Origin of the sequence: Dokdonia sp. Dokd-P16, assembly GCF_003095655.1 — a bacterium.
Classification (GTDB): domain Bacteria; phylum Bacteroidota; class Bacteroidia; order Flavobacteriales; family Flavobacteriaceae; genus Dokdonia.
In genome coordinates this window covers 3,329,522-3,342,064 of record NZ_CP029151.1, presented here as the reverse complement: position 1 = coordinate 3,342,064, position 12,543 = coordinate 3,329,522, and the positions used below count along the sequence as shown (strand labels likewise).

The 12,543-nt window shown below is 38.0% G+C and carries 10 protein-coding genes; 7 read left to right on the top strand and 3 right to left on the bottom strand.

Annotated elements, in window-relative coordinates:
- Position 1 precedes the first annotated feature (1 nt).
- Positions 2-994, bottom strand: coding sequence for a stage II sporulation protein M (locus DCS32_RS14845; protein WP_108878991.1), 993 nt, complete (start codon positions 992-994; stop codon positions 2-4).
- 35 nt (positions 995-1,029) lie between these two features.
- Between DCS32_RS14845 and DCS32_RS14840 the strand changes: the two genes are divergently transcribed.
- From DCS32_RS14840 to DCS32_RS14830, 3 genes are all read left to right on the top strand, one after another.
- Positions 1,030-1,755: an RDD family protein gene (locus tag DCS32_RS14840; RefSeq protein WP_108878990.1), complete on the top strand. Its 726-nt coding sequence runs from the start codon at positions 1,030-1,032 to the stop codon at positions 1,753-1,755.
- Positions 1,755-2,372: a trimeric intracellular cation channel family protein gene (locus tag DCS32_RS14835; protein ID WP_108878989.1), complete on the top strand. Its 618-nt coding sequence runs from the start codon at positions 1,755-1,757 to the stop codon at positions 2,370-2,372. Before DCS32_RS14840 ends, DCS32_RS14835 begins: the two co-directional genes overlap by 1 nt.
- A 403-nt stretch (positions 2,373-2,775) precedes the next feature.
- Positions 2,776-3,159, top strand: a complete 384-nt coding sequence (locus tag DCS32_RS14830; RefSeq protein ID WP_204161784.1) for a CoA-binding protein — start codon at positions 2,776-2,778, stop codon at positions 3,157-3,159.
- 42 nt (positions 3,160-3,201) lie between these two features.
- Here the strand turns inward: DCS32_RS14830 and DCS32_RS14825 are convergent, their stop codons facing one another.
- Together DCS32_RS14825 and DCS32_RS14820 are read right to left on the bottom strand one after the other, a co-directional pair.
- Positions 3,202-4,635, bottom strand: coding sequence for a sodium:solute symporter (locus DCS32_RS14825; protein WP_108878988.1), 1,434 nt, complete (start codon positions 4,633-4,635; stop codon positions 3,202-3,204).
- An 87-nt stretch (positions 4,636-4,722) separates the two neighbouring features.
- On the bottom strand, positions 4,723-5,958 hold the full coding sequence (locus tag DCS32_RS14820; protein ID WP_108878987.1) for an ABC transporter permease: 1,236 nt from the start codon (positions 5,956-5,958) through the stop codon (positions 4,723-4,725).
- A 467-nt stretch (positions 5,959-6,425) separates the two neighbouring features.
- Here DCS32_RS14820 and DCS32_RS14815 point away from each other — a divergent pair, with 467 nt between their 5' ends.
- The 4 genes from DCS32_RS14815 to DCS32_RS14800 all read left to right on the top strand — a co-directional run bounded on the left by DCS32_RS14815 (position 6,426) and on the right by DCS32_RS14800 (position 12,539).
- Positions 6,426-6,896 carry a hypothetical protein gene (locus DCS32_RS14815; RefSeq protein ID WP_108878986.1) on the top strand — a complete coding sequence of 157 codons (471 nt, stop codon included), beginning with the start codon at positions 6,426-6,428 and terminating at the stop codon, positions 6,894-6,896.
- A 196-nt stretch (positions 6,897-7,092) separates the two neighbouring features.
- Positions 7,093-8,475, top strand: coding sequence for a histidine--tRNA ligase (gene hisS, locus DCS32_RS14810; RefSeq protein WP_108878985.1), 1,383 nt, complete (start codon positions 7,093-7,095; stop codon positions 8,473-8,475).
- Between the two features lie 354 nt (positions 8,476-8,829).
- Positions 8,830-11,256, top strand: a complete 2,427-nt coding sequence (locus DCS32_RS14805; protein ID WP_108878984.1) for a YfhO family protein — start codon at positions 8,830-8,832, stop codon at positions 11,254-11,256.
- Positions 11,256-12,539 carry a glycosyl transferase family 1 gene (locus tag DCS32_RS14800; RefSeq protein WP_108878983.1) on the top strand — a complete coding sequence of 428 codons (1,284 nt, stop codon included), beginning with the start codon at positions 11,256-11,258 and terminating at the stop codon, positions 12,537-12,539. The genes DCS32_RS14805 and DCS32_RS14800 overlap by 1 nt, the downstream gene beginning before the upstream one ends.
- The last annotated feature ends 4 nt before the right edge of the window (positions 12,540-12,543 follow it).

Genomic DNA, 12,543 nt, shown 5'->3' with positions numbered 1-12,543 from the left:
ATTATAAATTTTCAAGATTAGGAACAAGCGCTAGTCTAGTAGCTTCTTCTTTATGTTTTTTAATAGGGTAGTACACGTAATAAAATATGATTAAAGCGAGAGAGCTTGCGATGATTACAATAGCAAGCCAGTCTGGCATTTCTGTGTGTCTTGTTACAAACCCTTCTAGAAAGCCTGCTATCACAAAAAGAGGTATAGTACTTACTACTATTTTGAGACCATTTTTCATTCCTCTTTTAAATGATTCTAGGCGTGTGTATGTTTTAGGAAATAAAATTGAATTACCTAGTACCATGCCTGCGCAACCTGCTATGATTATGACTGAGATTTCTATTGTACCATGTATCCATATGGTACGCACAGATTCCCAACCTACGCCTTGCTCAAAAAAGAAGTATTGAAAACTGCCCAGCATGATAGCGTTGCGCATGATGATATATAACGATCCTATGGTTAAGAAGATTCCGTAGACAAAAGCCATCAACGCAACTTTTATGTTGTTAATGGTAATCCCTAAAAACATATTGAGTTCTCCTTGTTTTTTATAAACACCCATTGGGTCGCCTTTCTCAATATTACTAAGAGTCATGTTTACATAACCATCACCCATAATGCCTCTTACAAAAGAGCCATCATTTGCAGCGCTGTAAGCGCCTATAATACTAAACAGTAAAAAAGTTAAAAAAGCGATAAGCAATTGTCGTTGGTAGCGATACATAATAAGCGGAAACTCCTCGGTAAAGAATGTTATAAAGCGCTTGCTTGACTCACGTTTTGTCTTATAAATGATTTGATGAGACTGAGAGGCGAGGTGATTTAAATACTCCAGCGTCTTACTTTGAGGATAAAATGTTTGCGCATAACTAAGGTGATCTGTCACTTCCATGTAAAGACTAGATAGCTCATCTGGATGAATCTGATCTTTGTTGACCAGAACACTTTCAAATGTTAACCATTTATCCTTATTTTGCTTGACAAAAGCAGCCTCACGCATATACACTTTGTTATAGAGGTAAAGAAAAAGAATATATGGATAACTTTCAAATAGAAACCGCTCAAAATGTAAGTATTTATCAGAATGTTGCGAGCATAGGCGATCGCATTCTTGCATATCTAATTGATGGATTGATTTTGATAGCTTATTGGATTCTTTCTTTATTTTTAATTGCACAATTTGGTTTAGACACTCAGTCTATGGGCGATTTATGGGTTTATTACATGGTGTTAGGATTGCCTATCTTCTTATATTTTATTCTTTTTGAAACATTTTGGGACGGAAAAACACCAGGAAAAGCAGCAATGAAACTAAGAGTGGTAAAACTCGATGGTTCAAAACCAGGTTTTGGAAGCTATTTTGTGCGATGGATTATGCGCATTATTGATATCGCGGGTTCTTCTGGGGGAATTGCCGTTGTAAGTATCTTGATAAGTGAGAAAGGACAACGCTTAGGAGATATGGCAGCAGGAACTACCGTAATAACAGAAAAGAAACGCGTGCGTCTTTCTGATAGTCTCATAGTAGATATTCCTGTAGATTATATACCTACCTATCCTCAAGTAACGGTCTTTAATGATAAAGATGTGCAGCTTATTAAGACGCTATTCTTAAACGCTAAACGTAATGGTAATCACAATGTGATTGTAAAACTAGCAGATAGGCTCAGGGAGAAAATGGATGTAACTACTCTAGACGAGAATAATATTCAATTTGTAGAGCGCGTCCTTGCAGATTATAACTACTACACACAGCAATAATGGAGATTACTACAATTATTGATATTCTAGGTACTATCTCCTTTGCAATATCTGGTGCGCTTACGGCTATGCGCAAAAAAATGGATGTTTTTGGGATTCTTATTATTGCGCTTGTCACCTCTGTAGGTGGTGGTACATTGAGAGATATACTTATTGGTAAAACGCCCGTGAGCTGGATGCTCAATATGACGTTTGTATACGTGATTTTTGCAGCAACTATTGTTGCAATTATTTTTAGAAGTCAGCTTAAGTATGTGAGACGTTCTTTGTTCTTGTTTGATACTATTGGGATTGCTTTATATACGATGGCAGGAGTTCAAATAGCAAGTGCAGCAGGATTACATCCCGTTATTTGTGTAGTGCTAGGTACTATTTCTGCATGTTTTGGTGGAGTGTTGCGTGATATATTATGTAATGAAATCCCTGTGATTTTTCATAAAGAGATATATGCCACCGTATGTATACTAGGCGGAAGTATCTATTTGTCACTTGAAACTTCTGGCTTACCTAAAGTATATGCGATGCTTATTGCAGGCAGTATCACTATTCTTATCAGAACACTCGCTGTAGTAAAGAAATGGAGCTTACCTAGTGTTTATAGAAAACAGCAAGCATAAAAAAAGGTTTCTGCGCTAGCAAAAACCTTTTAAAACCTAATAGACTCTTTAGAAAGCAGGTTTAAAATATTTTAAAGGCTAATTCAAATAATTTATAAAACCAAAAGTTAGTTCCAGTGTTGAGACTACAGTATATACTCATAGACGAGAAAAAGTAAGCAAAGTTTCATCGGAGGGATTGAATTAACAATTTTTTAACCTAGGAGGGTTTATTTGGCCCGAAAAGTCTCCAAAAACAAAATCCCGAGACTCGAGTTCTCGGGATTTCTTTGTTAGGTTTTGTTTTTAATAAACACTAACCATCAAAACGTATTAAAAACTAACCTAACAAATAAGTTAACTTAGCCTATAGACGGTTTAATTGAGTCAACGTTACACCATAATTATTATTTAACTTTACCTTATGATAAAAGCTACCATGGTCATAGGCGCTTCATTGAAGCCACAAAGATACTCGCACAGTGCTATTATACGTTTAGATGCTCTAGACATTCCTGTCATTGCCGTAGGGTTGAGAGAAGGAAGAGTAGGCACTACAGATATTATAACATTTGATACTGCAGTAGCACAATTAGAGACCCTCAAAGAAAATCTTAATACCATAACTTTATATCTTAATCCACAGTGTCAAGAGGAGTATTATGATTTTATCATAGACCTCAACCCGAGGCGTGTGATTTTTAATCCAGGAACAGATAATCCTTTATTTGCTGCCAAATTACAATCAAAAGGTATTCTCACAGAATCTGCTTGTACCCTTGTAATGCTCGCTACTGGTCAATATTAAGACTAGGTTTTTTTTAATCACGCTTTCGCGAAAGCGTAACCATTATTCCTTAATAATAAGCAGTCCAAGAAACGTTAAGGCACCATTTAAGATCAATATAAAGAAGCCAAATTCAAACCCAACCGTCGAAGCAAAAGCGCTTGTAAAGTAGGCTACAATAGGCGAAGCAATCGCAACGACAGGAACATACTTGTCGTTTACATTCCACTTTGTAAATAAGCCGAAGGCATAAAGTCCTAATAGCGGACCGTAAGTATATCCTGCAAACGTAAAAAGTTTTGCAATTACCGTAGCATCTGCAATCACATATTTGAATATGATGATTACAAGTATAAGCACTATAGACATAGCGATATGTATGCGCTTACGTATAGCAACTTGTTTGATGGCGTCGTATTTCTTTTCAATCTCTAATATGTCTATACTAAAGGAAGTAGTAAGTGATGTAAGGGCGCTGTCTGCACTAGAATATGCTGCAGCAATTAGTCCTAGTAAGAAAACAACTGCAAGCCCTATTCCTAAACCGCTATTTACGGCAATAGTTGGAAAGAGTTCATCTTTATGTGCATCGATTCCATTTTGAGAAGCATATACTGTAAGTAATAAACCTAAAGCAAGAAAAACGAGATTTACAATAGTAAGCACGATGGTAAACCAGAACATATTTTTTTGTGCGTCTCCTAGGTTTCTACAGGTAAGATTTTTTTGCATCATATCTTGATCAAGTCCTGTCATTACAATTGAAATGAAAGCTCCAGATAAGAATTGCTTTACAAAGAAGTCGCCGCTTTTCCAGTCGTCAAAAAAGAAAATCTGACTCATATCACTTTCAGAGATCAGGTTCACTACGGCACTAGCATTAAGTCCCATCTCGTCACTTACAAAGTAAATAGCAACACCTACCGCGATGAGCATAAAGAGTGTCTGTAAGGTATCTGTCCATACAATGGTTTTGATACCTGCTTTAAAGGTGTAGAGCCAAATTAGAAGTATAGTAATCGTTACGGTTACAAAAAACGGAACACCCATCTCATCAAACACAAGTAATTGCAATACGTTTGCTACTAAGTATAGTCTAAAACTCGCGCCTATAATTCTGCTTAATAAGAAAAAAGAAGCTCCTGTTTTATAGGAGTACGTACCAAATCTTCCTTCAAGATAAGTATAAATGGAGGTAAGGTTCAGTTTGTAATAGAGTGGTAGCAATACAAGACTTATCACAGCATAACCCACAGTGTACCCAAGTACGACTTGAAAGTAGCTAAAGCTTGATGCCTCAATCCATCCAGGCACAGAAATAAAGGTAACTCCAGATAGTGAAGCACCTATCATCCCAAAAGCGACAAGGTACCAAGGGGATTGCTTTCCAGCTTTAAAAAAGTCTGTGTTAGAATCTCCTCTACTTGTAAGGTAACTTATAAGCATTAAGATACCGAAGTATCCTCCAATGAGAAGTAAAATATGAATGGGTTGCATACATGAATCGTTAGGTCATACGAATATAGCCTTTTGATAAATAATTGCAGATTGTAAGAATAAAATTATCTAGATAATTACTACGCATTACTCATAACGCAATGACTCTACTGGATCAAGCTTAGCCGCTTTTATAGCAGGGAATAATCCGGATAGAATTGCAATCACAAAAGTGATAATAGTAGCCGCAATGATTGCTCCCCAGGGAGTTGTAAATACAAAACCGGCAACAGAGGCTATTAGTGCTCCTATACTTATACCAAGTATGATTCCTAGAAGTCCGCCTAGTTGCCCTACGATAATCGCTTCATAAAGAAATTGTGCAGCAATTACAGATTTTTTTGCGCCTAGCGCTTTCCTTACACCTATCTCACGTGTACGCTCTGTTACAGAAACGAGCATAATATTCATAAGAGCAATACATGAGCCAAAAATGGTGATTATACTAATTACCCAAGCAGCAACACCTAGTACACCAGTAATCTCACTAATCTGATTAATCAGGTCATCACTACGTCCTATACCAAAGTTATTCTCCTCTACAGGTGAGAGACCGCGTATGTTTCTAAAGGTTAAGATCGCTTCTTCCTCAGCACTATCTATATACTCGGCATCTTCTACCATAACACTTACATTATAATTAATGTTAGCTTGAGTATACATTGTTCGCGCTACTTGTATCGGGATAAGTACTCGTAAATCTTGATTGTTACCGAAGGTGGCACCTTTTTCTTCGAGCATTCCTATCACGTTAAACTTGGTTCCGCGTATGCTTATTGTTTTTCCTATAGGATTGTCATCTTTAAATATATTTTTATAAAAATCACTCCCTAACACACAAACACGCGTATTATTATCAATGTCAAAAGAAGTAAAGTTTCGTCCCTTTTCTAGCTTGAGTCCCGAGTTGTTTAAGAAGTTCTCATTTACACCAACTACACTTGCTTCTGGATCTGTTTTATCATTTTCATATTTCACCTCAGCACTACGAGTTCCTTGAAAAGAGATGGCTGTAAGCGCAGTAGGGTAGTTATATTGTTCCGTAAATTCTTTTACTTGACGATAGCCTATAATTGGATTAATGACTTGCTTCTCATCAGAGCGTCTAGAGGTAAACTCATAACGTTGTAAGTTAAATGTATTACTTCCCATACTTGCAAAATCTGAGCTTATTGTGTTCTCAAGCGCCTTTACAAGGCTAAGTATACCTACTAAAGCCGTAATTCCTATCGCAATAATAAAAACGGTTAAGACAGTTCTAAGAAGCTGACTTTTGATACTATCAAAGGCAATACGAAGATTCTCGCGGAAGAGTGAAAACATATTTTTAGATCAGAATTGGTTGGAACAATTTACAATAAGACTATCAAGTGGTCAAAACGTTACCATTATTTCTAGATTCTTTTTTGTTTTAGCTATTAGGAGCGTATTAAGTTTTGTGTATTTGCTAGCGTTTCCTCCCGCTTTCCGTTGCAATTCCTCAGCATGGCTACGCCATTGCTTGCGGGATTTACACTACAATCGGGGCTAGAGAGCATTGTTTTTGCGTAGCGACTCACATGAGTAAAAGAGAATGAACTAAGAAGTCTTGTCAAAGTTTCAAAATCTTGCTCGCAACCCCTCATTTTTTAAGATATTTGTGCAATGCCGTTTGGTAATGTTGGTAGTGGATTTGCAGGGATTTGACTGTAAACATCTTCTCAGCAATGATTAATGTAAAATAGCTTTTGGTGGGTGTTTATCACGTTTTCGCGAAAGCAATATTTAGATTGATTTTATCCGTGATAATAATGAGAGACATAATACTGGGAATTAGTTTTGGAATATCTATTGCTTTTTTATCTTGGATTGTAGGTATGATAATGAACTTAATCCTTATGAAAACAAGGTTTTATTCGAAATTATCAAATCTCAATTTTATTACAAGTGAAAGAATTAATAGAAAAATTGGAATTAAAAAGATTAAGTGGGTTATTGAAAATACTTTCTTTAAGTTTTTTAATCAAAAAATAAAGATTAAAAATAGTAAAACTGATTTTTTCGAAATAAGAGAAGAAATGACAAGAGCAGAAATTAGTCATTTAATGGCATTTATTTTTGTGCTTTTTTTTTGTTTCTATTATAGTCTGAAGATTAATATTGTCTTTGGATTTATGATTTTTATTATAAATATTTTGATGAACCTTTATCCATCACTATTACAACAACAAAACAAAAGGAGAATCGATAAGTTTACTAAGAGGCACTTACTACGTGAATAATTGAGGATGTGGATTAGTAAAAGTGAATGCAATAGGTCATTTTCCGAAACAGTATTTCTCTATGATTAGGAAGTCATGAAAATGAAAGCAAGAGCAATAGCCTCTATAATAAATAAAGTGTAAGGTGATATTCAAATAGAATCAATTACCAGATTACCAAAATATAAACGTAAAGGATTAACGTCTAACATATCATATGAGTACAAAACCTTCTATACCTAAAGGAACCAGAGATTTTTCACCAGAAGAAGTTGCAAAACGCAGCTATATTATGAACACCATACGCACACAGTTTCAGCGTTTTGGTTTTCAGCCTATCGAGACGCCTAGTTTTGAAAACAGCAGCACATTGATGGGTAAGTATGGAGAAGAAGGTGACCGCTTGATATTTAAGATATTGAATAGTGGTGACTATTTACGTAAAGTGAAGGATGACGCTTTCGCGAAAGCGGACTCAACAGCACTCACACCACAAATCTCAGAAAAAGCACTTCGTTACGATCTTACGGTACCTTTTGCGAGATACGTAGTACAACATCAGAATGATATTGTATTTCCATTTAAGCGTTTCCAGATGCAACCCGTATGGAGAGCAGATCGCCCACAGAAAGGACGTTTCCGCGAGTTCTATCAGTGTGATGCAGATGTGGTAGGAAGTGATTCTCTTTGGCAAGAAGTAGAGTTTGTACAGTTATATGATGCTGTTTTTAGCGCATTAAAGCTAGAAGGAGTGACTATCAAGATGAACAACCGTAAGGTACTCTCCGGTATTGCAGAGGTGATAGGTGCAAGTGATAAACTCATAGATTTTACCGTAGCGCTAGATAAGCTTGACAAAATAGGAGAAGAGGGCGTGACCAAAGAAATGCTTGAAAAAGGCATTACTCAAGAGGCGATAGATAAGGTAGCACCGTTGTTTACACTATCTGGCACTTTTGGTGATCAGCTAGCAACACTTAAAACTTTGCTTGCAGAATCTGAGACGGGAATGGAAGGAATTAACGAACTATTGTTTATTAATGATGCCATAGAAAACTTAGGTTTACAAACCGCAACACTACAATTAGACGTAACACTAGCCCGCGGACTCAACTATTACACGGGAGCTATTTTTGAAGTAAGTGCTCCAGAAGGTGTAGAGATGGGAAGTATAGGTGGCGGTGGTCGCTATGCAGATCTTACAGGTATTTTTGGGCTTAAAGATATGAGTGGGGTTGGGATCTCGTTTGGTCTAGATCGTATTTACCTTGTGATAGAAGAGCTAGGCTTGTTTCCAGAAGAGGCGACAGAAGGTGTAAAAGTGTTTTTTGTAAACTTTGGAGATCAAGAAGCGGGCTACGCAATGCAAGCGATAAGCAAATTACGCCAATCAGGAATCTCTGCCGAGTTATATCCAGATGCCGTGACGAGCAATAAGCAAATGAAAAAGCAAATGACCTATGCAAACCGGCGCAATATTCCGTTTTTAGTACTTGCTGGAAAGGAAGAGATGGATGCAAAACAATACACGCTCAAAAATATGACAGAAGGCTCACAAGAGACTGTAAGCATAGATGAACTAGTAGCAGCTTTGAAATAAAATTTTTATTTCCCCAGCCCTAAAGGGAGAAAAATTATAATGAGTAATCCGAGCCACCCTTTAGGGTGGAGAAAGCTCGGTGAGAATTTCAAAGGTGGAGCAAGCTCGATGAGGAATTTTTATTTCCCCAGCCCTAAAGGGAGAAAAATTATAATGAGTAAACCGAGCCACCCTTCAGGAACGGGGAAAGCTCGATGAGGAATTTTTATTTCCCCAGCCCTAAAGGGAGAAAAATTATAATGAGTAAACCGAGCCACCCTTCAGGAACGGGGAAAGCTCGGTGAGAATTTTAGACCGAGCCACCCTTCAGGGACGGGGAAAGCTCGGTGACTAACGACTACTGACTAAACAAATATGAACATCGATTTTAAAAAACTGCTTCCGCATATTCTAGTTGTACTTGGCTTTATAGTCGTGGCACTCGTATACTTCAATCCAGTATTATCTGGAAAGCGTATTTATCAAAATGATATCAAGCTCTATGAAGGGATGGCAAAGCAACATCGTGACTTTAGAGCAGAGACGGGTGAGGAGACTTACTGGACTAATAGTGCCTTTGGAGGGATGCCTACCTACCAGATGGGAGCGAGGTTTGAGTATGATATGATGGATAAGTTGGACCGTGTGATTCGCTTTTTACCACGCCCAGCAGATTATCTTTTTCTATATTTTATTTCTTTTTATGCATTAATGCTCGTGATGCGTGTCCCTTGGAAGCTTGCCGTAGTTGGTGCGCTTGCCTTTGGTCTGTCTACCTATCTCATAATCATTATAGGCGTAGGGCATAACTCAAAGGTGCACGCCATAGGTTATTTCCCACTCGTACTTGCTGGTATTATACTCACCTATCAAAAAAGATATCTTTGGGGATTTTTACTCACTGCCGTTGCAATGGGACTAGAAATTCAAGCAAATCACTACCAGATGACTTATTACTTAGGTTTATTATGCGTGATTTTAGGAATTGCTTACTTGATAGACGCTATCAAGAAAAAACAACTCCCACATTTTCTTAAAGCTTCGGGAATATTAGTCATAGCAGTGCTACTTGGTCTGGCTACAAACGCAACGACCTTGCTTGCTACGGCCGAATATGCAAAGACAAGTATACGTGGAGAGCAATTATTAAAAGATGACCTAGCAAAAGACGCTGTTGAAGACGGTCTTGGGTTTGATTACATCACGCAGTGGAGTTACGGAAAGCTAGAGTCTCTCAATCTCATTGCATCAGATTTTATGGGAACCGGTACCGCTGCCGATTTGGGTCGTGATTCTGCTTTCGCGAAAAAGTTAAGTGCATTAGGAGTTCCTCCTAACGAAGTAAGTTATTATGCTCAAGGAACGAGATTATACTGGGGAGAGCAGCCATTTGTAGAAGCACCGCCATACCTCGGAGTAACAGTTTTTGCACTTGCATTATTAGGACTGTTTCTAGTAAATGGAAGATTGCGCTGGTGGTTACTAGCAGGTATGATTGTTTCCTTAGTACTGAGTTGGGGAAAGAACGTAGAAGGAATTACACGTTTCTTTATTGACTACGTGCCATTATACAATAAGTTTAGAGCGGTTACGAGTATACAGGTGATTTTAGAGTTGTTATTACCTATTGCAGCAATGGTGGGTTTACATAGATTTTTAAACGACCGAGTTGATCAAGCCGAAAAGCAAAAGAAATTACTCATCGCTATAGGTTCACTAGCAGGTCTTTTTGTGATCCTCTACCTTTTTAGCGGAAGCTTATTTAATCTACGCTCTGCCGCCGAAGGACAGATGGCCATCGAGCAACCAGAAATATTAAATGCCATAAAAGAAGATCGCCTCGCTGTATTAAAAAGTGATGTGTTGAGGTCTTTATTATTTGTGCTTTTTATAGGTGTAGCCTTGTGGTTAACACTCAAGAAAAAGATTTCAGAAAATATCGCAATAATCACGATTGGTGCGCTCATAGTTTTTGATCTTGTGGGTGTAGATAGACGTTCTGTAAATGAAGAGAACTTTATTACCCAGCGACAGTATGATCAGAACTTCCAGATTACTCCTATCGATGAAGAAATCAGAAAGGATGATAGCTACTTCCGCGTGATTGATCTTGCTCGAGGATTTAATAATAGCCATACTTCGTACTATTTCAATTCGCTTAATGGATATTCTGCCGTACAACCGCGTACGATTGATGATCTATACACTCAACAGATTGCTCAAGGGAATACAGAGATTCTCAATATGTATAATGTAAAATACATTCTTCAAGATGGTGAAAAAGGGATGAGCATTAGTAAAAATCCAGAAGCAAACGGTCCTGCTTGGTTTGTAAACGAGATACAGTACGTACCAGATTATAATGCAGAGTTTGATGGTCTCACTAAAGTAGACACAAAGAATACAGTACTCATCCGTGAGGCTTTACGTGAGGAATTAGGAAACTTCCAACCGCAACGTGATAGCACGGCAGTGGTACAAACAAAAGAGATACAGCCTAATAAACTCGTGTACCAAGTAGAAAATGGAAGCGATGGCTTTATGGTCTTTGCAGAGAACTATTACAAAAATGGATGGATTGCAACCGTAGATGGTGTAGAAACTACCATTTTACCAGTAAACTATGCCTTGAGAGGTATAAAAGTGCCTGCAGGTGCTCACGAAGTGGTGATGACTTTTGAGCCACAAGTGGTAAAAACCGGAGGGATGATTATGCTAGGAAGTAGTTTATTACTTTTCTTACTAGTTGCCGGTGGGATATTCTACACGGTAAAAAACCGTGATACAGAAGCACAGGCTTAATGAATAATAAGGTACTCATCATCGCATATTATTGGCCACCGGCTGGTGGTCCTGGGGTGCAGCGCTGGTTGAAGTTTGCAAAGTACCTACCAGAATTTGGTGTTGAACCTATTGTTTACGTTCCAGAAAATCCAAGTTATCCCATTTTAGATGATTCTTTGGTTGCTGAGGTTTCAGATAAGGTGACGGTTATAAAACAGCCTATTAGAGAGCCGTATGGGTGGGCGAGTACGCTTTCGCGAAAACAAACTAAAACCATTTCATCTGGTATTTTACCTAAGGAAGGAAAGCAAAGTCTGTTGCAAAAAGCGATGCTTTATGTGCGTGGTAATTTCTTTGTGCCTGACGCTAGAGTAGGGTGGGTAGCGCCTTCTGTGGAGTACTTGAAAATGTATATCGAAGAAAACAATATTGAGAAAATCATCACTACAGGACCACCACACAGCCTACATCTCATAGGCAACCAACTTAAAAACTGGAAACCTAGCCTTAATTGGTTGGCCGATTTTAGAGATCCGTGGACGACTATTGGGTATCACGATAAATTGCGAATGACCGCCAAAACAAATGCGCGTCACAAGCTGTTAGAAAAGCAAGTACTCACTACTGCAAATCATATAATTGTAACCAGCCCAGGAACAAAAAGAGAATTTCAGTCAATTACCAAAAGACCTATTACCGTTATCACAAACGGGTTTGATGATAGAATAATCACTCCGCATCATCCTTCAGAACGATTTGTATTATCTCATATAGGTTCCTTGCTCTCAGATCGCAATCCGCAGTTGTTGTGGAAGGTGTTGAGAGAATTATGTGATGAGTTACCAGCTTTTTCTAAAGCGTTAGAAATACAGCTTGTAGGTAAAGTGAGTCAAGAAATCATTGACGCAATAACGGAATGCGGTCTAGAATCACAATTAAATCTCGTTGGTTATGTAAGTCACCAAGAAGCACAGCGTTTACAAGGACAAGCAAACGCCTTGCTCCTCATAGAAATCAATGCCGAAAAAACAAAAGGTATCATTGCCGGAAAACTCTTTGAATACCTAAGCGCACAGCGACCTATAGTTGCTATAGGGCCGCAGGGAGCAGATATAGGAACTATTATAGAAAAAACAGCAACAGGAAGTTTTGTAGATTACAGTCAAGAGAAAAAGTTGAAAACAGTAATCAAAGCTTTATTTACAGGTGGCTACAAGTATGCTAGTAATGAAAACGAAGTAGCCAACTATCACAGGAGAGAACTCACAGCGCAACTGAGTAATTTAATAGCGCATCTATAAAAGA